Source organism: Arthrobacter sp. ISL-72 (assembly GCF_018613755.1).
Lineage (GTDB): Bacteria > Actinomycetota > Actinomycetes > Actinomycetales > Micrococcaceae > Arthrobacter.
The window spans coordinates 1-19,551 of the sequence record NZ_JAGGPP010000009.1; the positions used below are offsets into that span (position 1 = coordinate 1).

Consider the following 19,551-nt stretch of genomic DNA (forward strand, 5'->3'; position numbering starts at 1 on the left):
ACTCACCCTGGACGACCTCAAGTCGTTCAGGGACCACCTGCGCATTCCGATCACGGATGAGCAGCTTGAGGGCGATCCGTACCAGCCGCCGTACTTCCACCCCGGAAACGATGCGCCGGAAATCGCGTACATGATGGAGCGGCGCGCCGCCCTGGGCGGGTCGGTTCCCGAACGCCGCAGCAAGCACGCCGACATCTCGCTGCCGGATGCCAAGTCGTACGAGGTTGCCAAGCGCGGTTCGGGCAAGCAGCAGGCCGCCACCACCATGGCATTCGTACGTCTGCTCAAGGACCTGATGCGGGACAAGGAGTTCGGAAAGCACATCGCGCCGATCATCCCCGATGAAGCCCGCACGTTCGGCATGGACGCGTTCTTCCCGACCGCGAAGATCTACAACCCCAAGGGCCAGAACTACCTGTCGGTGGACCGCGACCTGGTCCTGGCCTACAAGGAATCCGCCCAGGGCCAGCTGATCCACCCCGGCATCAACGAAGCCGGCGCCGTCGCAGCCTTCACCGCAGCCGGCACCGCCTACGCCACCCACGGCGTGCCGCTGATCCCGGTCTACGTGTTCTACTCCATGTTCGGCTTCCAGCGCACCGGCGACGCCTTCTGGGCCGCCGCGGACCAAATGACCCGCGGCTTCATCATCGGCGCCACCGCAGGACGCACCACCCTCACCGGCGAAGGCCTCCAGCACGCCGACGGCCACTCCCCCATCCTGGCCGCCACCAACCCCGCCGTGGTCACCTACGACCCCGCCTACGGCTACGAAATGGGCCACATCGTCCGCGACGGCATCGAGCGGATGTACGGAGCGGATTCCGAAAACCGGAACCTGATGTACTACATCACCGTCTACAACGAACCCATCATCCAGCCGGCCGAGCCGGAAGAGCTGGACGTTGAAGGCGTGATCAAGGGCATCTACCTGCTGGCACCGGCCAAGATCGACGGCCCGCGCACGCAGATCCTGGCTTCGGGCGTTTCCGTACCGTGGGCGCTGGACGCCCAGCGGATCCTCGCCGAGGACTGGGGAGTCTCCGCCGACGTCTGGTCCGTCACCTCATGGAACGAACTGCGCCGCGACGGCATGGCAGCGGAAGAGGAAGCATTCCTCAACCCCGGCCAGCCGGCACGGGTGCCGTTCGTCACGGCCCAGCTCCAAGGCGCAACCGGCCCGATCGTGGCGGTCTCGGACTACATGAAGGCCGTGCCCGACCAGATCCGGCAGTTCCTCCCGAACGAGTTCGCCTCCCTCGGCGCCGACGGCTTCGGCTTCTCCGACACCCGCGCCGCAGCCCGCCGCTTCTTCAAGAACGACACCCACTCCATCGTGGTCCGTTCGCTGGAGATGCTCGCGCGCCGCGGGGAAGTGGACGCCCAGGCCCCGGTCCAGGCGATCGAGAAGTACCGCCTGCACAACGTGAACGCGGGCTCGACGGGCAACGCCGGAGGCGAATCCTGACGCTCCACCCCTAGCCGGGGAGTTTTTGTCCAGATAATCGCCCTTCGCGAGGGCTTTGGGCCCGTTATCTGGACAAAAACTCGCAAGCGAAGTCGACGACGGCGGTCCTCACCTAAGGTGGGGGCCGCCGTCGTCGTTGTGACCCGGCGTCGTGCGCCTTCCGGGCGCCACTTCCTTTCGCCACATCACGGCCCTACTTCGGCACTACGTCAGCGCGCTGTGATGCAGCGCAAACCGAGTTGTAGCCTTTGCACAAATGGAGGTTGGCCTGCGCGCACCGTATGCTCGATGCATGGCAGAGCCAACCCCTACTCCCACAAAGCGCAAGCCGGCCTCGCGCGCCCTGACGCCGGAAAAAGCCCAAACGTTGAAGAAACTGCGGGCAACCGTGGGGCAGCTGTCCACCACCACCATGCGCCAGCTGGAAAAATCGCTGCCCTGGTACAGCAGGCTGAGTTCGGACGAACGGTCCGCCCTCGGCATGGTGGCCCAAAACGGAATCGCCGCGTTCGTGACCTGGTACGAACGTCCCAGCTCGCCGTCGTGGATCCTGACCGACGTCTTCGGGACGGCTCCCACTGAGCTGACCCGCTCCATCAGCCTGCAAAAGGCGCTGCAGCTCATCAGGATCGTTGTCGAAGTCGTCGAGGACCAGGTTCCAGTGATCGCTCCGGAGGCGGACCAGCCGGCCCTCCGTGAAGCCGTGCTCCGCTATTCACGTGAAGTGGCCTTTGCAGCCGCCGACGTCTACGCACGGGCCGCGGAATCGAGGGGCTCGTGGGACACGCGGCTGGAAGCGCTGATAGTGGATGCGATCCTGCGCGGCGAGAACACCGATGCCTTGCGCTCCCGCATCGCCGCGCTCGGCTGGAAAGCACAGGAGCGTTTTACCGTCATGGTGGGCAATTCGCCGTCGGAACCAAGCGCCAGCTACGTCAGCGAGCTGCGCCGCACAGCCGGCCGCTTCGCTGAAGACGCCCTGGTCGGAATCCAGGGCGACCGCCTCATCCTGATCCTCGGCGGCGTCCAGGACCGGGAGAGCGCCTACCTGAAACTCAGCGAGCTTTTCGCCCCCGGCCCTGTTGTCTACGGACCCGAAGCCGGCTCCCTGCTGGAGGCCAGCGGCTCGGCTCAATCCGCGTTCGCGGGACTGACGGCGGCACGCGCCTGGCCCTCTGCGCCGCGTCCGGTGGCTGCCGACGACCTGCTGCCCGAGCGGGTCATTTCCGGCGACGACGCCGCGCGCCGGTCCCTCATCAAAAACATCTACCGGCCGCTGCTCGCTGCATCCAACGGGCTGGTGGAGACCCTGGGCACCTACCTCGAGCTCGGCCATTCACTGGAAGCCACGGCCCGGGAACTCTTCGTGCACGCCAACACGGTCCGTTACCGGCTCAAGCGGGTTTGTGACGTCACCGGCTGGGATCCGCTCCTTCCCCGTGAGGCGTTCGTACTGCAGGCGGCCCTCGTGGTGGGGCGTCTTTCCGTTCCTCCCAAGGCCCCTACCGAACGCCAGCCGTCCCGGAACGGCAACTGAACCGTTGTAGACTTCCTACAAACTGACCCAGTGAGCTTGGTGTATGAATGCACCGAGAATCACGCGGTAATTTGGAAAGCTGGATACGTGCTTGCAATCGTCTGCCCTGGACAGGGCTCCCAGACCCCTGGTTTTCTCGCCCCCTGGCTGGAACTGCCTTCCGTCGCCGGCCATTTGGCCTCACTCAGTGAGATAGCAGGCATCGACCTCACCGCCCACGGCACCACGTCGGATGAGGAAACCATCAAGGACACGGCGGTGGCGCAGCCGCTGATCGTTGCGGCCGGACTGGTGGCCGCCAAATCGCTGTTCGACGTCGAACTCAACACACTTCCGGTCATCCTCGCCGGACATTCGGTCGGCGAGATCACGGCATCGGCGCTTGCCGGCGTCCTGACCGAGACCGAGGCCGTCACGTTCGTGCGGGAACGCGCCAACAGCATGGCCGCTGCTGCCGCCGTCACCCCCACGGGGATGAGCGCCGTAGTCGGCGGCGACCCCGCCGAGGTCCTTTCCGCGATTGAGGCCTCGGGCGCGACGCCGGCCAACGTGAACGGAGCCGGCCAGACCGTCGCGGCCGGCACGTTTGAACAGCTCAAGGCGCTGGCCGAGAATCCCCCGGCCAAGGCCCGCGTGATCCCCCTGAAGGTGGCCGGTGCCTTCCACACCTCACACATGTCACCCGCAGTTGCGGCGCTGGAAGCGCTGAAGCCGTCGCTTCAGCCGCAGAACCCGCAGGTGCCCCTGCTGTCCAACTTCGACGGCAAGGAAGTGACCGACGGCGGCGCCGCAGTGGGCAGCCTTATCGCCCAGGTCTCCCGGCCTGTCCGCTGGGACCTGTGCATGGAAACACTGGTTCAGCGCGGCGTCACGGGCGTCATCGAACTTGCACCGGCCGGAACCCTGGCCGGACTTGCCAAGAGGGGTATGCCGGGCGTCAAGACGGTGGCCGTCAAGACTCCGGACGATCTCACCGCCGCCCTTGCACTATTCGCGGAACTGGAGGGACAGGCATGAGCGCACCCGTACTCAAGCAGGCACCGCTGCGGGAACACACCCGCATCCTGGGCGTGGGCGCCTACCGCCCCGACGTGATCGTCACCAACGAGGACGTCTGCCAGTGGATCGATTCCTCGGATGAGTGGATCCGGCAGCGCACCGGCATCGTGACCCGGCACCGCGCTGCAGAAGACGTCAGCGTCATCGACATGGCCGAAGGCGCGGCCCGCGAAGCCCTGGCCAAAGCCGGGATCGAACCGGCACAACTGGGCGCGGTCATCGTTTCCACGGTCACCCACCCCTACGCGACGCCGTCCGCTGCCGCGAGCCTGGCCGACCGCCTCGGTGCAACCCCGGCTCCGGCTTTCGACATCTCCGCTGCCTGCGCCGGCTACTGCTACGGCATCGCCCAGGGCGACGCCCTGGTCCGTTCCGGTGCTGCAGACTACGTTCTGGTAGTCGGTGCCGAGAAGCTTTCCGACGTCATCGACAACACGGAACGCACCATTTCCTTCCTGCTGGGCGACGGCGCCGGCGCCGTGGTGATCGGCCCCTCGGCCACCCCCGGCATCGGTCCGTCGGTGTGGGGCTCGGACGGCAGCAAGTGGGACGCCATCGGCATGACCCATTCCCTGATCGATGTCCGTGAACTCGCCCTGGCCGCGAACAAATCCGGTGCGCCGGGCAGCGGGCAGGCCGAGGCGGCCGAAGCCGCGATCTGGCCAACCCTGCGCCAGGACGGCCAGACTGTCTTCCGCTGGGCGGTGTGGGAAATGGCCAAGGTGGCCCAGCAGGCGCTCGACGCCGCCGGCATCGCGGCCGATGATTTGGTGGCCTTCATCCCCCACCAGGCCAACATGCGCATCATCGACGAGATGGTCAAAAAGCTGAAGCTTCCCGAGACCGTCAAGGTGGCCCGGGACATCGCCGAGGCCGGAAACACATCGGCGGCCTCCATTCCGCTGGCCACGCACCGTCTGCTGCAGGAAAACCCGGAGCTCAGCGGCGGACTCGCCCTGCAGATCGGATTCGGCGCAGGCCTGGTCTTCGGAGCACAGGTAGTAGTGCTCCCGTAGCCGCACCCCTTTACCCACAACTGAATACGTTCTGCACAGCACGGATTCGCGAACCAAGCCGTAATCTCGGCTTGAATCATTTCCGGCAGCACCTGCCGGCAACAACAGAAAAGGAGCCATCAATGGCTAGCAACGAAGAAATCCTGGCCGGCCTGGCTGAAATCGTCAACGAAGAGACCGGCCTCGCCACCGAAGCTGTCGAGCTGGACAAGTCCTTCACCGAGGACCTGGACATCGACTCCATCTCCATGATGACCATCGTGGTCAACGCCGAGGAAAAGTTCGGCGTACGCATCCCGGACGAAGAGGTCAAGAACCTCAAGACCGTCGGTGACGCTGTCAGCTTCATCTCAAACGCACAGGCCTAGTCCTGGCTTCTGCCGGCAACGGCCGAACCCGGTAGCCGGTCCGGGGCGCTAACCCAGCGCTCCGGACCGCCCACCGCCGAATGACCTCAAGTTTTCCCCACGCATCCCCGGCCCAGGCATTTCCCGGAGACGGCATGCGCACCGATAGAGAGTGATCCCATGGCACGCAAAGTAGTCATTACCGGTCTGGGTGCCACCACGCCCATTGGCGGCGATGTCCCCACAATGTGGAAGAACGCGCTGAAGGGTGTCTCCGGCGCGCAAACGCTTGAGGACGACTGGGTGGCCAAGTACGAGCTGCCCGTCCACTTCGCAGCCCGCGCCTCGACCCCCGCACTGGACGTCCTGGGCCGCGTCGAGGCCAAGCGGATGGACCCGTCCACGCAGTTCGGCGTTGTGGCCGCACGCGAAGCCTGGGCTGACTCCGGCATCGCTGAAATCGACCACGACCGCCTTGCGGTAGCTTTCGCAACCGGCATCGGCGGCGTCTGGACCCTCCTGGACGCCTGGGACACCCTGCGCGAAAAAGGCCCGCGACGCGTCCTGCCCATGACAGTGCCGATGCTGATGCCCAATGGTGTGGCAGCAGCTGTCAGCCTGGATCTCGGCGCCCGCGCCGGTGCCCACACCCCGGTGTCCGCCTGCGCATCCGGCACCGAGGCCCTGCACCTTGGCCTGGACCTGATCCGCTCCGGCAAGGCCGACGTCGTAGTCTGCGGCGGCGCCGAAGCGGCGATCCACCCCATGCCCATCGCAGCCTTCGCCTCCATGCAGGCCCTGTCCAGGCGCAATGACGATCCCGCGGGCGCATCACGGCCTTACGACACCGCCCGGGACGGCTTCGTCATGGGCGAAGGCGCCGGCGCCCTGGTCATCGAGGCCGAGGAACACGCGCTTGCCCGCGGCGCCCGGATCTACTGTGAACTGGCCGGCACCTCAGTCACGGCCGACGCCTACCACATCACGGCCCCGGACCCCCAGGGCCTGGGCGCCACCCGTGCTTTGAAGGCGGCGATGTTTGACGGCCGCATCCAGGCGGAGGAAGTAGTCCACGTGAACGCGCACGCCACATCCACCCCCGTCGGTGACAAGCCTGAGTACACCGCCCTACGTGCCGCCCTCGGAGGGCACGTGGATAATGTCGCGGTCTCCGCGACGAAATCCCAGATGGGCCACCTGCTGGGTGCTTCCGGCGCTGTCGAAGCCGTGCTGACCGTCCTGGCGGTTTACGAGCGCAAGGCTCCGGTGACCATCAACCTGGACAACCAGGACCCGGAGATCCCGCTCGACGTTGTCACCAAAACCGCACGCGACCTTCCTTCGGGCAGCATCGTGGCGCTGAGCAACTCGTTCGGGTTCGGCGGCCACAACGCCGTCATCGCAGTCCGCAGCATCTAGATTCGCTGCCTTGATCGCAAGAGGCCCCTGCCATCCGGCGGGGGCCTCTTGCGTTATGGAGGTTTGTTGGAGGACGTGGCGGTTAGCCCACCTGGTGAAGCCAGCGCACGGGAGCACCCTCGGCAGCGTGCCTGAACGGCTCCAGCTCTTCGTCCCAGGCTTCGCCGAGGGCAAGGGAGAGCTCGTGGTAGACGGCAGAGGGGTCGCCCGCACCTGACTCGTAGGCGTAGCGGATGCGGTCCTCGGAAACCATGATGTTCCCGTGCACATCGGTAACGGCATGGAAGATTCCGAGCTCGGGCGTGTGCGACCATCTGCCGCCGTCAACACCCTGGCTGGGCTCTTCAGTGACCTCATAACGCAGGTGCGCCCACCCTCGCAGGGCGGACGCCAATAGCGCCCCCGTGCCCGGGCTGCCGGTCCACGACAGCTCCGATCGGAACATTCCGGGCGCAGCAGGCTGAGGGGTCCACTCCAGGTCCGTGCGCTTGTCCACAACCGACCCGATCGCCCACTCAACGTGGGGGCACAGGGCGGTTGGGGCCGAGTGAACGAACAATACACCGCGGGTCATTGCAACAGACATTCCATCCTCCATAGCTGTAGGTACGTCTTCCCCAACGACCTCTGCCTGAATGTCTGCCTGCCACGCCGGGCCCGCGTGCTGCTGGTGGTCCGTGCAAAGCTGGTGTTCAAACTATGAAATTAGTGACCGGCTAACCGTGCCCCGCCTGATGGGCGAGCTTCAAGTCGGACTTGAAAGTTGCCGGGCATGACTCTTATTGTGCCGTACCCCGCCTAATTACGCCAGTGCAATTCGGCGCGCCGGATGCGATCAATAAATTCTGCAGCGGAACGCCGGCTTGGGTTGTGTTACGGGACAGCGGCCGTCGGAGCGTGCTCAGGCACGCGGATGCGCCTGCTGGTAACTTCGCCGCAACCGGTCCACGGAGACGTGGGTGTAGATCTGCGTCGTGGCCAGGCTGCTGTGGCCCAGGATCTCCTGCACCGCCCGCAGATCCGCCCCGCCGTCCAGCAAATGGGTGGCCGCGGAATGCCGCAGCGCGTGCGGGCCCGTGGCAGCGGTGTCGCCCAAGGCGTCCAGCAGGTCCTTCACCACGGCACGAACCTGCCGCTGGTCGACCCTTCTGCCCCTCACGCCAAGGAAGAGCGCCGGACCGCTCCCGTCCGCGGCCAGCAGCGGGCGTCCGCGGCGCAGCCAGTCGTCCACGGCAACCGCGGCCGGAAGACCGTAGGGCACCGTCCGTTCCTTGTTGCCTTTTCCGACCACCCTGAGTGTACGGCGGTCGGGGTCGAGATCGTCCACGTCCAGGCCCGCCAGCTCCCCGACCCGGACCCCTGTGGCGTAGAGCAGCTCCACCATGGCCCGGTTCCGAAGGGCGAGCGCCCCGCCCTCCTCCTCCGCCGCCGCAGCCAGTCCGTCGAGGACGCGCACAACCTGTTGCTGGTGGAGGACGCCGGGCAGGGACTTCTCGCGCTTCGGCGCCTTCAGGCGCAGTGCGGGATCTGCTTCAAGAAGTTCTTCCCGCACCGCCCATGCGGTGAAAGAGCGGGCCGTGGCAGCGCGCCGGGCGAGCGTGGAGCGGGACATGCCCGTTTCGCTTTGCCCGCCGAGCCAGCGGCGCAAGGTTGCCAGGTCGAGCCCGTCGAGGTCGGTGATGCCGTCTGCTGCTGCCGCCGCCAGCAGGCTCTGGACGTCTGAGAGGTAGGCGCGCACGGTGTGGAGCGACCTGGCCCGTTCACCTTCGAGGTAGCGGCCAAAGCCGTGCGCGGCCGCAGCGAGGGCGGCCGGAAGTTCTGGGGTGTCCACGATCCAACTTTCCCACCATTCACGCGCCAATCAAGGCACCACGCAGATGTGGCATCCAGTTCCCCGCCCCAAGGGGTTGCCCTGCATTCAGCAGGCCTTCCGTGAGCGTTTCCAGCCCCCGCGTTCGGATTCAGCCAGCCCCAGCAGTCCCAGCCTGCCCAGTCCCGCCCTGACGGATTCGGCGCTCAGTCCCGCGACGGTGGTCAGCTTTTCGACCGAGCTGGTAGACCGCAACGGCAGGGCGTCAAGCAGGATGAGGTCCTCCAGGGTGAGTCCGTCGTGGTCGGCGCGCTGATCCGGTGCCGGCTCAGCCATCGATTGACCGCTGGGCGAGGCAAGTTCGGCCACCTCACCGGCGTCCGTGACGCACACAGCTCCTCCTTCACGGATCAGCCGGTGGCAGCCGGCTGAATTGGCGCTGTGCACCGATCCGGGAACGGCACCGACGGCCCTGCCCAGGGTCTCCGCATGATGTGCCGTGTTCAGAGCACCCGAGCGCCAGCGGGCCTCCACCACCACAGTTACCGACGAGAGTGCGGCGATGAGGCGGTTCCGCTGAAGGAAGCGATATCGGGTGGGAGCGGAACCGGGCGGGACCTCGGCCAGGACCGCGCCCTGGTTTGCTACAGTCCTGAGCAGATCTTCGTTTCCGGACGGATAGAAGCGGTCCACTCCCCCGGCCATCACGGCGATGGTGGGCATGGTCTCACCGGCTCCAGCCAGGGCGGCGCGGTGGGCGTGTGCGTCGATCCCGTACGCTCCGCCTGACACGATGGTGAAACCCCGCTGGGCCAGCCAATAGGCGAGGTCTCCCGTGACAGAAGCGCCGTAGCTGGTACTGTCACGGGACCCGACCAGCGCAACGGACTTCGCGGCTGCGGGTAGAGGATGCTCCATCCCGCGCCACCAGAGACAGAGCGGTTCATGAAGGTCCAGGTCAGCCAGCTGGCCGGGCCACAGTGCATCGGACGGGATGATCAGGCGGCCGCCCAGCCGATGCATGGTAGCGAGATCCCGCTCCGGGGCCAGATCCGGAATGCGCGGGGCCCAGCGCTTGAGCGAGGCGTTCATTCCGGGCCAGCTGCCAGTGCCGTTGTCGGCCAGCAAAGCGGTGACATCCCGTTCCAGCTCCGGACCGGACGCGAGCCGGCCGGTCGCGATCCGAAGGGCATCAACCGCCCCGGCGGCCCTCACCAGCGCAAGGCCGACGGCGTCCTGCGGCTCCAGAAGACGCGACAGGGCCGCCCGCGCCAGGCGTTCAGAGTCAATCATCGTTTCCTTTCAGGCCGCAGCCGAGGCAGCCTGCCGGAGTCCCAGCGCCTGCCCGATGTCGTTGTCGTCCGGGGCGTCACGGTTCGCCAGGTCGGCCAGCGTCCAGGCGAGCCGCAGGACCCGGTCATATCCCCGGGCGGTGAGCACACCGCGTTCCAGCGAGTGGTCCAAGATCCGTGTGGTGGGAGGTGCGAGCCGCAACGTGCCGCGAAGGACACGCCCCGGCACCTGTGCGTTGGTTTCCAGCCCCAAGGGACGGAGTCTCTCCAACTGGCGCATGCGGGCTTCCCGGACCCTCGCGGCGACCGTGGGAGTGTCCTCCTCGGCACCCGCCCGGCCGAAGTCCGTCAACGAAACCCGCTCCACCTGCAACTGGATGTCCACGCGGTCCAGCAAAGGACCTGACATCCGGGCCAGGTACCGGCGGCGCATCATCGGGGTGCAGGTGCAGTCGAGTCCCTTTCCCGAGGCCTTTCCGCAGGGGCAGGGGTTGGCAGCCAGCACGAGTTGGAACCTCGCCGGGTAGGCGGCCGTGCCGGCCGACCGGTGGATCACCAGTTCCCCGCTCTCCAGGGGTTGCCTGAGCGCGTCAAGGACCCGCCGTTCATATTCCGGTGCCTCGTCAAGGAACAACACGCCACGGTGCGCCCGCGACGCCGCGCCCGGCCGGGGCAGGCCTGAGCCTCCTCCGATGATGGCGGCCGCGGTGGCGCTGTGGTGGGGGTTCTCAAACGGCGGCCGTCGAAGCAGTCGCACCCCGGCCGACGGCAGGGCGCACAGGGAATGGATGGCGGTGACCTCCATCGCTTCGGTGTCGGCCAGGTCCGGCAGGAGGCCCGGAAGCCGCTCGGCGAGCATTGTCTTCCCGGCGCCGGGAGGACCGGACAGGAGCAGGTGGTGGGCACCGGCGGCAGCGACTTCGAGAGCCCTCCGGGCCTCTCCCTGCCCCGAAACGTCGCACATGTCCGGTGGTACCCTGGGAACGTCCGCCGCGTCTCCGGCGGATTCCTCGTCTTCGGGTTCGAAGTCCAGATCGAGCTCCAGCGGGTCCGCCCCGAAGTCGCACGCGAGGCGGGCCAGGGTGCGGTAGCCGCGGACCCGGGCGCCAGGTACAAGTTCCGCCTCCGCGGCATTCGCCTGGGCTACAACGACGTCCGGATACCCGGCCTGCACGGCGGCCATCACGGCTGGCAGGATCCCGCGGACGGGCCGGAGCCTGCCATCGAGGCCCAGCTCGGCGATGAAGACCGTCCGCGCCGTCGATCCGACGTCATTCGCGGCGCGAAGCACGGCCATGGTGATGGCCAGGTCGAACCCGGACCCGCGTTTAGGCAGCGACGCCGGGATGAGGTTGGCCGTGATCTTGCGCCGGCTCAGCGGGATGCCCGAATTTTGCGCCGCGGACCGGATCCGTTCCTTGGCTTCATTCAGTGACGCATCCGGCAGCCCCAGGATCACAAAGGCCGGGAGGGTCTGGCCGATGTCCGCTTCGACTTCCACGATGTAGCCGTTGAGCCCGACAAGCGCCACGGAATACGTCCTGCCCAAGGCCATCTAGCCCACACCCTTGAGGTGCTCCACGCGGGGGTGGCCGATGCCGTCGTCAAGGACGGCAACGACGTCCACCCGACGGAACGGCATCCGCAGCTCGTGGTCCCGGCACCACGCGGACGCCAGCCGGTGCAGCCGTGCCAGTTTGGCAACCCCAACAGCTTCAAAAGGGTGCCCGTAGGCGAGGGACTTCCGCGTCTTCACCTCGGCGATCACCAGCGCGTCGCCGTCGAGCGCCACGATGTCGATTTCGCCCTCGGAACAGCGCCAGTTGCGGTCCACGATCCGCATGCCCTGGGATTCCAGGTATCCGGCAGCAAGTTCTTCGCCGCGCCGGCCAAGCAAGTCTTTGGCTCTCATGTCTTACCTCCGCCACCAGACTGCGGGAGCGGCGCAGGCAGGGACATCGGCGGAGGGCGCTATGTGAAAAACCCGGGGAAAGCGGTGGCGGTGTGGAGGAGAAGTGGCGGCGCTCCTGCAGGCATCGCCAGCACTTCACAGCCCAGGCTAGGCGCGGGTTCCGCACCTCATGCAATGGGCGGACTGATGCGGCCGTTCATCGTAGAAGCCGGCATGGCTGCTCCAGATGTGCCCAAGGAACCAGCAGAGTACTTTCATGGTGCGATCTTCTCTGATTTCGGCCTGGTCGGCGGTGCCAATACGAGTTCCGCGGGGCCCGACTCCAGCACCGCCAGTATTTGCCTGCTGGACGCGAGACCCCTCCGCAACGCGGTAGGCCGTCGAAACAGAACTACGAATCAATTCCCTACAGTAGTCTGGCGCCAAGGACGGCAGGGATGCCAGACCCTGCCCAAAAAACAGGTAGTGCCAACCTCTGATTCCAGTGATCAGTTGCCGAGATCCACGTCCTTGGGGAGTGCGAGCTCCTCGTTGCGCGGCAGCTCCTCGACGTTGACGTCCTTGAACGTGATCACCCGGACGCTCTTGACGAACCGGGCCGACCGGTAGACGTCCCACACCCACGCGTCCTGGAGCGTGAGGTCGAAGTAGACTTCGCCGTCGGCGCTGCGGGCCTGCAGATCAACGTGGTTGGCTAGGTAGAAACGCCGCTCGGTCTCGACTACGTAGCTGAACAGCCCGACGACGTCACGGTATTCGCGGTAAAGCTGCAGTTCCATGTCGGTTTCATAGTTCTCAAGATCCTCGGCACTCATGGTTCCATCTTGCACTATTCTGCCCACCGCGTGGGCCGACGTCAGAGAATCTGCCAGCTGACGCGGTGGTGCGGCGTGGGTCCCGCGACCCGCAGTGCCTCTTTGTGTGACGCCGTTCCATAGCCTTTGTTTTCATTCCAGGCGAACGCCGGGTACTCCTCGTGCAGGGAACGCATCAGCCGGTCCCGCTGCACCTTTGCCAGGATGCTGGCGGCGGCGACGCTCAGGCACTGCATGTCCGCCTTGACCAGGGTGTAGACCGGCGCGTCACAGCCGGGGCCCGCCGGGGCGTCATCGAAAAGTGACGCCTGGGCCTCTGGTGAGAGCCAGTTGTGGCTGCCGTCCAGCAGGACAACATCAGGGGTGATGCCGGCCGCCAAAATCTGGAGCCAGGCCCGCGTCCCCGCGGTCCGAAGGGCCGCGATGATGCCCATGGAATCGATCTCGACGGCGGAGGCGTGGCCCACGGCCGACGCGACGCTCCAGCTGCGGACGAGCGGTTCAAGCCGCTCACGGTCGGATTCCTTGAGGAGCTTGCTGTCCCGGACGTCGTCGAGCAGCACCGGCCGGCTCAGGTCCACGACGGCGATTCCGACAGTCACGGGCCCCGCGATGGCGCCGCGGCCGACTTCGTCGATGCCGGCCAGCAGCCTGGCACCGGAGCTCAGGAACCGGTGCTCGTAATCGAGGGTCGGTGCAATGGACATCTAATTTCCAGTCGGTGCGGGAACGTTCCGGAAGACCTCGGGATAGTTTCCCAGAGCTGTCAGCCGGTTGAGGGGCCAGGCGATGACCGCTGCCTTGCCCTCAATGTCCGGCATATCGATGAAACCGCCGTTGCTTTCCTGGTGGGCGCGGGAATCCGCCGAGTGGTTCCGGTTGTCTCCCATGACCCAGATCTTACCCTCAGGGACAACGACGTCGAAGTTGCGGATGTCCGGCACCTCGGCGGGGTTGACGTACGTCTCCTTCACTTCCTGGCCGTTGATGGTGAGTTTGCCGCCGACGTCGCAGCACACCACATGGTCGCCCGGGAGGCCGATCACGCGCTTGACCAGGTGCTGCTCGGAATTGTCAGGCAGCAGGCCAACGAAAGTCAGGCCGTCCTGGACCCAGGTGAACGGGCCGTCCGCCTTCTCCGGCGTCGGCACCAGCCACCCCTTGGTGTCCTTGAAGACAACCACATCGCCCCGTTCAAGGGCAAAGGGCTCCGGCACGAGCAGGTTCACGAAGATGCGGTCGTTCACGTCGAGAGTGCTGACCATGGATTCGGACGGGATATAGAACGCCCGGAAAAGGAAAGTCTTGATCAGGAAGGACAGCACCACCGCGATGGCCACCACGGTGGCCACCTCCTTGAGCCAGAGGTAGACCGGGCTGTGGGCTTTGGCGGGCTTTGACGGTCCGGCCTTCGAATGGGCGCCTCTTATACCTGCCGCCCGGACCTCCGCACGGACGGACGGATCCGGCTCACCAGACCGACCGGACTCAGCAGCCGGATTGGACACACCAGCCGGACCCGACTCAGCGGACAGCTCGGATTCGCCTGCCGTCTGCTCGCCTGCGGTCTTCTCACCTAAGGTGGCGTGCTTGATCGGATCAGGAGTCCGGGGATCGCTCTCGGGCATCTAGTGTCCGTCCTTCGTTATTGTGCTGGCTACTGCTGTTGTGCTGACTTCTGCGGGCCGGGGCACGGCCGCAATTCTGTCGAGTGGCCAGATGATCTGGACCGGCCGGCCAATGACCCGGTCCAGGGGAACCATGCCGCCGCCCGGCGCGCCCAGCAGGCTGCGCGAATCGGCGGACATGGACCGGTGGTCTCCAAGCAACCATAACCGTCCGGCCGGAACGATCACATTGAACTTCTGCTTACTCGCCGCGTCCCCTTCATAAAGGTATGGTTCCTCAAGCGCCTGACCGTTCACTGTGAGCCGCTGCTGGTCATCGCAGCAGACCACCTGATCGCCGGGCAGCCCGATTACCCGCTTTATGTAGGTTGTATCACTGCCCGTGATGCCAAGCCAGTTTCCGGCGGCCGCGACGGCGTCCTGGATCGGCCCGTTGCCGCTGTTGAGTGGGGCGAAGGACCCACGGCCGTCGAAGACCACCACGTCACCGCGCCTGATGGGCTCGGACTGGAAGTCGGTACGGGAAACCAGGATCCTATCCCCCGCGCCGAGGAGGGGCTCCATGGAGGCGGACGGGATGTAGTACACGTCCAGCCAAAGGGCGCGGACGAAGCCGCTGATGAGCATGGCCAGCGCAACGGCCAGCAACGCAAAACGCCAGCCCAGTTTCCTGGGCTGGCGTTCTGGCTGGTCCATGATCCGTATCCTGTGGCGCTGTTGCGGAAGGCTCCGGCGCTGCCGGATCCGGGTGCTGGACCTGCCGTGGAAGTCCGGAGGACTTACTTGGCGGTGCTGAAGTCGCGCTTTTCCTTGATCTTCGCAGCCTTACCGCGCAGTGCGCGCATGTAGTAAAGCTTGGCGCGGCGGACGTCACCCTTGGTGACAACCTCGATCTTGTCGATGATCGGGGAGTGCACCGGGAAGGTACGCTCTACGCCGACACCGAAGGAAACCTTGCGGACGGTGAAGGTTTCGCGGATGCCGTCACCCTGGCGACCCAGGACGAAGCCCTGGAATACCTGGACACGGGAGTTCTTGCCTTCGATGATGTTCACGTGAACCTTGAGGGTGTCACCCGCGCGGAACTCGGGAACGTCGCTGCGCAGCGAGGCTGCATCTACGGTATCGAGGATATGCATTGATCCACTCCTGGTGAACGCCACAGGTCATTCACTTTGGGTCACGGCGGCCAAGCCCGGGATCTGGCCCGGAAATTGCCGCCGAAAGTTTCTGTTCCGGCTCCATCACTGATTGACGGGACCGGGGTGCCGGGCTGTTGGTGACGCTCCCCCTGTGGCAGGTGCGTACCCAGCAGGCACAAGGACTAATTTTGCCACATTCGGAGGATTCCGGCGAATCCGGAACTGCGGGTCGCCAACCGCTGCGCAGCGGTGCTTACGCTTGCGTCGCGGTGCCTTCTCCGCGCGCGTCGGGCCTTAGCCGGAGGTGACCGTCGACGACGTCGTACCCCAGGTCCCCGAGCGCGGTGCGGTCCGCTCGGGGAAGACTGCCGGCGTCGAACGTTTCCAGAAGGTCCGGGCGGCGTTCGGCGGTCCGCCGGTACTGCTCGTGGCGGCGCCACTGGGCAATCTTGCCGTGGTTTCCGCTCAGGAGCACCGGTGGAACTTCGCGGTCGCGCCAGGACGAGGGCTTGGTGTAGACGGGGTACTCGAGCAGGCCGTCAGAGTGCGATTCCTCAACAAGCGACTCCGGGTTGCCCACAACGCCCGGAAGGAGCCGGACGATGGCTTCCGTCATGGCCAGGACGGCCACTTCGCCGCCGTTGAGGACATAATCCCCCAGGCTCATGGGCCGGACCACAAAGTGCTCCCCGGCCCACTCGATCACGCGTTCGTCGATGCCCTCATAGCGGCCGCAGGCGAAGACCAGCTGCTCTTCCTCCGCCAGTTTGTGCGCCAGTGCCTGGGTGAACCGCTCCCCCGCCGGGGACGGAACGATCAGCACCGGCTTCCGGCCGGCAGTACCGCCGTGTGCCGCGGCTACCGACTCCAGCGCCTGCGCCCAGGGTTCCGCTTTCATGACCATGCCGGCTCCGCCACCGTACGGGGTGTCGTCCACCGTGCGGTGCTTGTCCGCGGTGAACTCCCGGAGGTCATGGACATTCAGGTCCATGAGGCCGTCCTGTCGGGCCTTTCCGATCAGGGACAGTTCCAGGGGCGCAAGGTACTCCGGAAAAATGCTGACGACGTCGATCCTCATCTAGGCGTTGTCTCCGGCCTCGGTCTTGCCTCGACCGGCGTCACCGGCCTGGCCGGCATCTCCGGCGTCCTCGGTGTTGATCTCGAACAGTCCGGGGGGCGGGGTGACCAGGATGTACTTCCCGCCGACGTTGACCTCGGGAACGATCTCCTCCACGAAGGGAATCAGGATCTCGTTGCCGTCGTTCGATTCCACGACAATGAGGTCCTGGACCGGAAGCGTGTGCAGCCCGGAAACCTTTCCGACCACGGCGTCTCCCACGCGGACATCGAGTCCGACGAGCTCGTGCTCGTACCAGCCCTCGTCGTCGTCCTCGGCAAGCTCTTCCGTCTCGATGAACAGTCTGGCGCCGCGCAGTGCTTCGGCCTGGTTCCGGGTGCCAACGCCCTCAAAGCCCAGCAGCAGGATGTCCTTGTTCCAGCGGGCGCTGTCCACAGTAAGAGTTCCCAGCGACGCAGGCTCCACCAGGAATTCGGCACCCGGAATGAAGCGGTCCTCCGGCGCGTCGGTCAGGACCTGGACGGTCACTTCGCCGCGGATGCCGTGCGGTTTGCCGATTCGTGCCACCTGAAGCTGCATCTGTTCCTCTGTTCCGGGATTCGTTCTGTGCTGGTTCTGCTGCGCGCGCTGCGGCGCGGGTTTACTGCTGAAAACAGTCCGGCCCCTCCACCGAAATCTGGTGGAGGGGCCGGACTTGAGACAAATATTGCGGAGGCGTTTACCGGCGGCGGTCGGTGTCGACGACGTCGACCCTGACCTGTTCGCCGCCGGCCAGCGCCGCCACGACGGTGCGCAGTGCGCGTGCCGTGCGGCCCTGACGTCCGATCACCCGTCCGAGGTCGTCCTGGTGAACGCGCACCTCGAGGGTGTCCCCGCGGCGGTTGTTCTTGGCGCTGACCTTGACGTCCTCAGGACTGTCAACGATCCCGCGGACAAGGTGTTCGAGCGCTTCTGCCAGCAATTTACTCAGCCTCGGTGGTCTCTGCTTCAGCTTCGGTGGAAGCTTCGGCGGCCTCGTCCTTCTTGGCCTTCTTGGTGATGGCTTCCGGGATGATCACGGAACCCTTTTCCGGGGTGACGAAGGCTTCCTTCGGAGCTTTGGTCTTCAGGGTGCCTTCCTGGCCCGGGAGGCCCTTGAACTTCTGCCAGTCACCGGTGATCTTGAGGATCGCGGCAACCTGCTCGGACGGCTGGGCGCCAACGGACAGCCAGTACTGCGCACGCTCGGAGTCAACCTCGATGTATGAGGGCTCTTCGGTGGGGTGGTACTTGCCGATTTCTTCGATTGCACGGCCATCACGCTTGGTGCGGGAATCTGCAACGACGATGCGGTAGTACGGTGCGCGCATCTTACCGAAGCGCTTAAGGCGAATCTTTACGGCCACTTTTGTGGTCACTCCTGTTTCTGAAACGGGGTCGAGCCCGGCGTTCTGCACCCGTGGGGCGGGCCGTACTAGGGGGTTCTAAAGGACAGGATCCGGACGCGGAGAGAGGGGCCACGCAGATCAAGTACCTGTTCATTGTGCCAGATCGGCGCCGGGATTTCGACTTGACACCCGGCGGCGGAGTCAGGATGACCAGACGTACAGCCCCATGCGCGTGTTCGGATCCACGCTGCCGGCCAGCCGGGCCAGCCGCTGCACATAGCCGAGGGCCTCTTCAGCACCGAAAGGCATGTCCTCCTCGGCCGCCCAGCGGGAAGCCACATCCTCCAGGACGTTGCCGTCACCCTCGGTTTCGTAGCTGAGGAGTTCCGCCAGCGCCCGCACCATGGCCGGCGGTACACCGAGGAGGGAATCACTGGTCACGTCCACCATCGCGAGTTCATAGTCGGCGCCCGCGGCGTGCACCGCTGCTCCTGCCAGGTCGCCGAGCTGCTCGACCTCAAAATCGGTGATGTCCGGAATCCGGAGTGCCTCGGGAGCCGCGGGTCCCCCGCCGTCGAGTGCCGCCGCGCGCTTGAGCGCCTCATCGTGGGTGGAAACAAAGATTTCGGTGAAACCCATGGAAATCATCCTCATTCCGTCGGCGGTGTGATGTCCTGGCGGGCAGCTTCACAGCCGCCCGGCAGTTCCGGACCCAGCCTAACCCAGAAGAACGTGCCGGTCAGTCCGGTTTCAGCCGACCGCGACCCGGATCCGGTTGCGCCACGGATCCTCAAACCGCAGCTCCGCACCGGTATGGTGCGACGCCAGGCCGGCAACCCGCAAACGGTCGGCGAGCGCACCGACGTCGTCCCCTGCCGGCACTTCAATCAGGACCTCCCCCAGGCCCAGCGTGTCCCGCCGGGGCCCTGCACCCCGGCTGTTCCAGACGTTCATGGCCATGTGGTGGTGGTAGCCGCCGACCGAGACGAACAGGGCCTGGCCGTGCCATCCGGCGGTTTTCTCAAAACCGAGCGTGCCCACGTAGAAGTCCTGCGCCGACTGCACGTCCCCAACCTGCAGGTGGACGTGCCCGACGCCGGCACTCGATTCGCGCTGTCCGCTCACCGCTTCTTCCGTCAGGAAGTCCTGCAGATACCGCTGCGGCGGCAGGGCAAGGCTGTCCATGACCACCCGGTTCCCTTCCCAGGACCACGCGTCGCGCGGACGGTCCCAGTAGAGCTCGATTCCGTTGCCTTCGGGGTCGCTGAAGTAGAAAGCCTCGCTGACCAGGTGGTCTGCGCTGCCCGTGAACAGGCGCGGCTCATAGCGGGCGGCCGAGGCCACAGTGGCAGCGAGCGACGCCCGGTCCTCGAAAAGCAGGGCGGTATGGAAGAGTCCGGCCTCACCGCGGGCGGGAAGGTTGAGGCCGGGCGCCGGCGCCAGATGGACCAGGGGCTTACCGCGGCGCCCCAGATATACGCCGCCGTCCTGCTCAGCCACGGTCTCCAGCCCGAGCGCACGCCGGTAATAGTCCGTCATCAGCTTCATGTCCCCCACCTTGAGCATCACCGTGCCCATGGTGAGATCGGCGGGCAGCAGGTCCTTGCTGCTGGATTCTGTGGTCATGGCAACTCCAGTCTTCCGAATGCGCGCCGCCGGTT

Annotated in this window: 22 protein-coding genes; 6 read left to right on the top strand and 16 right to left on the bottom strand. The window is 65.9% G+C overall.

All coding sequences use genetic code 11. The features are described from left to right. The 6 genes from J7I92_RS10385 to J7I92_RS10410 form a co-directional block, all read left to right on the top strand. Positions 1-1,468 (top strand): transketolase-like TK C-terminal-containing protein (locus J7I92_RS10385; protein ID WP_396020370.1); only part of this gene is annotated, 1,468 nt, incomplete at its 5' end. A gap of 292 nt (positions 1,469-1,760) precedes the next feature. After that, complete coding sequence (locus J7I92_RS10390; RefSeq protein ID WP_214840214.1) at positions 1,761-3,005, top strand: CdaR family transcriptional regulator; 1,245 nt, start codon at positions 1,761-1,763, stop codon at positions 3,003-3,005. A gap of 87 nt (positions 3,006-3,092) precedes the next feature. After that, positions 3,093-4,022 (top strand): ACP S-malonyltransferase, encoded by a 930-nt coding sequence (locus J7I92_RS10395; protein ID WP_214840216.1) that lies wholly within the window; start codon positions 3,093-3,095, stop codon positions 4,020-4,022. Then, positions 4,019-5,080 carry a beta-ketoacyl-ACP synthase III gene (locus J7I92_RS10400; protein ID WP_214840218.1) on the top strand — a complete coding sequence of 354 codons (1,062 nt, stop codon included), beginning with the start codon at positions 4,019-4,021 and terminating at the stop codon, positions 5,078-5,080. Before J7I92_RS10395 ends, J7I92_RS10400 begins: the two co-directional genes overlap by 4 nt. 122 nt (positions 5,081-5,202) lie before the next feature. Next, a complete protein-coding gene (locus J7I92_RS10405; RefSeq protein WP_214840220.1) occupies positions 5,203-5,448 on the top strand; it encodes an acyl carrier protein in 246 nt (81 codons plus the stop codon). Positions 5,449-5,607: 159 nt separating this feature from the next. Then, positions 5,608-6,846: a beta-ketoacyl synthase gene (locus tag J7I92_RS10410; protein ID WP_214840222.1), complete on the top strand. Its 1,239-nt coding sequence runs from the start codon at positions 5,608-5,610 to the stop codon at positions 6,844-6,846. An 82-nt stretch (positions 6,847-6,928) separates the two neighbouring features. Here J7I92_RS10410 and J7I92_RS10415 read toward each other — a convergent pair whose 3' ends face one another. The 16 genes from J7I92_RS10415 to J7I92_RS10490 form a co-directional block, all read right to left on the bottom strand. Further along, complete coding sequence (locus J7I92_RS10415; protein WP_214840224.1) at positions 6,929-7,432, bottom strand: DUF3145 domain-containing protein; 504 nt, start codon at positions 7,430-7,432, stop codon at positions 6,929-6,931. Positions 7,433-7,747: 315 nt separating this feature from the next. Continuing rightward, positions 7,748-8,677 (bottom strand): tyrosine recombinase XerC, encoded by a 930-nt coding sequence (locus J7I92_RS10420; RefSeq protein WP_214840226.1) that lies wholly within the window; start codon positions 8,675-8,677, stop codon positions 7,748-7,750. Between the two features lie 87 nt (positions 8,678-8,764). Then, positions 8,765-9,949, bottom strand: a complete 1,185-nt coding sequence (gene dprA, locus J7I92_RS10425) for a DNA-processing protein DprA (protein ID WP_214840228.1) — start codon at positions 9,947-9,949, stop codon at positions 8,765-8,767. 9 nt (positions 9,950-9,958) lie between these two features. Further along, positions 9,959-11,503, bottom strand: a complete 1,545-nt coding sequence (locus tag J7I92_RS10430) for a YifB family Mg chelatase-like AAA ATPase (protein WP_214840229.1) — start codon at positions 11,501-11,503, stop codon at positions 9,959-9,961. Next, positions 11,504-11,860: a YraN family protein gene (locus J7I92_RS10435; RefSeq protein WP_214840230.1), complete on the bottom strand. Its 357-nt coding sequence runs from the start codon at positions 11,858-11,860 to the stop codon at positions 11,504-11,506. 488 nt (positions 11,861-12,348) lie between these two features. After that, the gene (locus J7I92_RS10440) at positions 12,349-12,675 is read right to left on the bottom strand and encodes a DUF2469 domain-containing protein (RefSeq protein WP_003806068.1); all 327 of its coding nucleotides are present in this window, start codon (positions 12,673-12,675) and stop codon (positions 12,349-12,351) included. Between the two features lie 41 nt (positions 12,676-12,716). Beyond that, entirely contained in the window at positions 12,717-13,382 is a 666-nt protein-coding gene (locus J7I92_RS10445) for a ribonuclease HII (RefSeq protein ID WP_214840233.1), read from the bottom strand. After that, positions 13,383-14,303, bottom strand: a complete 921-nt coding sequence (gene lepB, locus J7I92_RS10450) for a signal peptidase I (protein ID WP_251039783.1) — start codon at positions 14,301-14,303, stop codon at positions 13,383-13,385. Further along, positions 14,304-14,999: a signal peptidase I gene (gene lepB, locus J7I92_RS10455; RefSeq protein WP_214840234.1), complete on the bottom strand. Its 696-nt coding sequence runs from the start codon at positions 14,997-14,999 to the stop codon at positions 14,304-14,306. Between the two features lie 83 nt (positions 15,000-15,082). After that, positions 15,083-15,442, bottom strand: coding sequence for a 50S ribosomal protein L19 (gene rplS / locus J7I92_RS10460; RefSeq protein ID WP_214840235.1), 360 nt, complete (start codon positions 15,440-15,442; stop codon positions 15,083-15,085). Positions 15,443-15,698: 256 nt separating this feature from the next. Further along, entirely contained in the window at positions 15,699-16,523 is an 825-nt protein-coding gene (trmD, locus tag J7I92_RS10465) for a tRNA (guanosine(37)-N1)-methyltransferase TrmD (RefSeq protein WP_214840236.1), read from the bottom strand. After that, the gene (gene rimM / locus J7I92_RS10470; RefSeq protein WP_214840237.1) at positions 16,524-17,102 is read right to left on the bottom strand and encodes a ribosome maturation factor RimM; all 579 of its coding nucleotides are present in this window, start codon (positions 17,100-17,102) and stop codon (positions 16,524-16,526) included. Positions 17,103-17,241: 139 nt separating this feature from the next. Further along, positions 17,242-17,484 (bottom strand): RNA-binding protein, encoded by a 243-nt coding sequence (locus J7I92_RS10475; RefSeq protein ID WP_011692324.1) that lies wholly within the window; start codon positions 17,482-17,484, stop codon positions 17,242-17,244. Between the two features lies 1 nt (position 17,485). Further along, positions 17,486-17,908 carry a 30S ribosomal protein S16 gene (rpsP, locus tag J7I92_RS10480; protein ID WP_214840240.1) on the bottom strand — a complete coding sequence of 141 codons (423 nt, stop codon included), beginning with the start codon at positions 17,906-17,908 and terminating at the stop codon, positions 17,486-17,488. A gap of 183 nt (positions 17,909-18,091) precedes the next feature. After that, complete coding sequence (locus J7I92_RS10485) at positions 18,092-18,529, bottom strand: hypothetical protein (RefSeq protein ID WP_214840242.1); 438 nt, start codon at positions 18,527-18,529, stop codon at positions 18,092-18,094. A 111-nt stretch (positions 18,530-18,640) separates the two neighbouring features. After that, entirely contained in the window at positions 18,641-19,516 is an 876-nt protein-coding gene (locus J7I92_RS10490) for a VOC family protein (RefSeq protein ID WP_214840244.1), read from the bottom strand. Positions 19,517-19,551: the final 35 nt, after the last annotated feature.

Excerpts from the sequence above, each read along its gene's own strand:
- J7I92_RS10490 (WP_214840244.1), bottom strand. The coding sequence starts at position 19,516 with ATGACCACAGAATCCAGCAGCAAGGACCTGCTGCCCGCCGATCTCACC.
- rplS (WP_214840235.1), bottom strand. The coding sequence starts at position 15,442 with ATGCATATCCTCGATACCGTAGATGCAGCCTCGCTGCGCAGCGACGTT.
- J7I92_RS10415 (WP_214840224.1), bottom strand. The coding sequence starts at position 7,432 with ATGTCTGTTGCAATGACCCGCGGTGTATTGTTCGTTCACTCGGCCCCA.
- lepB (WP_251039783.1), bottom strand. The coding sequence starts at position 14,303 with ATGCCCGAGAGCGATCCCCGGACTCCTGATCCGATCAAGCACGCCACC.
- J7I92_RS10440 (WP_003806068.1), bottom strand. The coding sequence starts at position 12,675 with ATGAGTGCCGAGGATCTTGAGAACTATGAAACCGACATGGAACTGCAG.
- rimM (WP_214840237.1), bottom strand. The coding sequence starts at position 17,102 with ATGCAGCTTCAGGTGGCACGAATCGGCAAACCGCACGGCATCCGCGGC.
- J7I92_RS10430 (WP_214840229.1), bottom strand. The coding sequence starts at position 11,503 with ATGGCCTTGGGCAGGACGTATTCCGTGGCGCTTGTCGGGCTCAACGGC.
- J7I92_RS10485 (WP_214840242.1), bottom strand. The coding sequence starts at position 18,529 with ATGGGTTTCACCGAAATCTTTGTTTCCACCCACGATGAGGCGCTCAAG.
- dprA (WP_214840228.1), bottom strand. The coding sequence starts at position 9,949 with ATGATTGACTCTGAACGCCTGGCGCGGGCGGCCCTGTCGCGTCTTCTG.
- J7I92_RS10410 (WP_214840222.1), top strand. The coding sequence starts at position 5,608 with ATGGCACGCAAAGTAGTCATTACCGGTCTGGGTGCCACCACGCCCATT.
- J7I92_RS10390 (WP_214840214.1), top strand. The coding sequence starts at position 1,761 with ATGGCAGAGCCAACCCCTACTCCCACAAAGCGCAAGCCGGCCTCGCGC.
- trmD (WP_214840236.1), bottom strand. The coding sequence starts at position 16,523 with ATGAGGATCGACGTCGTCAGCATTTTTCCGGAGTACCTTGCGCCCCTG.
- lepB (WP_214840234.1), bottom strand. The coding sequence starts at position 14,999 with ATGGACCAGCCAGAACGCCAGCCCAGGAAACTGGGCTGGCGTTTTGCG.
- J7I92_RS10400 (WP_214840218.1), top strand. The coding sequence starts at position 4,019 with ATGAGCGCACCCGTACTCAAGCAGGCACCGCTGCGGGAACACACCCGC.
- J7I92_RS10435 (WP_214840230.1), bottom strand. The coding sequence starts at position 11,860 with ATGAGAGCCAAAGACTTGCTTGGCCGGCGCGGCGAAGAACTTGCTGCC.
- J7I92_RS10445 (WP_214840233.1), bottom strand. The coding sequence starts at position 13,382 with ATGTCCATTGCACCGACCCTCGATTACGAGCACCGGTTCCTGAGCTCC.
- J7I92_RS10405 (WP_214840220.1), top strand. The coding sequence starts at position 5,203 with ATGGCTAGCAACGAAGAAATCCTGGCCGGCCTGGCTGAAATCGTCAAC.